The organism is Micromonospora maritima (assembly GCF_902825405.1).
Classification (GTDB): Bacteria; Actinomycetota; Actinomycetes; order Mycobacteriales; family Micromonosporaceae; genus Micromonospora; species Micromonospora maritima.
The window spans coordinates 1-965 of the sequence record NZ_CADEAU010000914.1 but is presented as its reverse complement, the minus strand read 5'-3'; the positions used below and the strand labels follow the sequence as shown (position 1 = coordinate 965).

The 965-nt window shown below is 76.8% G+C and carries 1 protein-coding gene and 1 pseudogene; both read right to left on the bottom strand.

The genetic code is table 11. From position 1 onward, the window contains the following. Window positions 1–699 (bottom strand): DUF6671 family protein (locus HUW36_RS33500; RefSeq protein WP_174531658.1); only part of this gene is annotated, 699 nt, incomplete at its 3' end. Window positions 700–744: 45 nt separating this feature from the next. Beyond that, window positions 745–965: pseudogene (locus tag HUW36_RS33495) on the bottom strand (M20 family peptidase); the annotation flags it as partial.

Here is a 965-nt window from a genome sequence, read left to right as displayed (position 1 = left end):
GGCGCCGACCGGGCCGAACCCCGGCGCGGCACAGGCGGGACAGGGTGTGGCGAGACGCCGGGCCAGCCGGTCGGCGGCGGCGGCGATGACCCGCATCCGGGTCGGGTTGACGTGGGCCCGCAGGTCCGCGCCGAGCACGGCGGTGCCGTCGGGGGAGTCGAGGGCGGCCCGCCGGACGGCGACGAGCACGTCGGCGAGCCGGCGGAGTCCCTTGACCGGCCGACCCGGCCCGGTCGCGGGCCGGACCACGACCGCGTGGTGCGGGAACCCGACCCGGCGCAGGAACGCGAGCACGGCGGCCCGGTCCCGACCGTCGGTGACCACCTGGCCGTGGTTGGTCTCGACGCTCAGGGCGCTCTCCACCACGGTCAGACCCGACCGGTCGTCGACGAGCGCCACGTACTCCACATCGGCGGGCGTCCAGGGGGCCGCCGGGTGCGGGCCGAACGCCCCTTCGCTGGCCAGCCCGACCGGGGAGCCGGTGGCGGCCATCCCGAGCCGGGCCTTGCGCACCACGGTCTCCCGCGCCGACCCGACCCGTGGCACCTCGCCGGTGAACGTGCCGAGCGCGTCGGTGTCCACGGGCGCCACCCGCACGCCCATCCCGAGCCGTCGGCGCAGCGGCGGACGCAGCGCCCACTGCTTGCCGTGCATGGTGGCCAGGCAGGCCACCACGCCACGGAACGGGGACGCCTGCACCCCACCGATCCTACCCAAGACAGGAAGGATGATTCCGGAATCTGGTTACGTGCCGGGGCGGTCACCCGATCCGACCGCGTCGATCAGACCGGCCAGCAACGCCACCCGGGGCACCACCGAGTCGAGGTCGAGCCACTCCCCCGGGCTGTGGTCGGCGCCGCCGACCGGGCCGAGCCCGTCGAGCACGGCCGCGCCGGCCTCGGCCAGCAGGTTCGCGTCCGCGCACCCGCCGGTCGCGGTGTGCGAGACCGGCACACCCAGCCCCG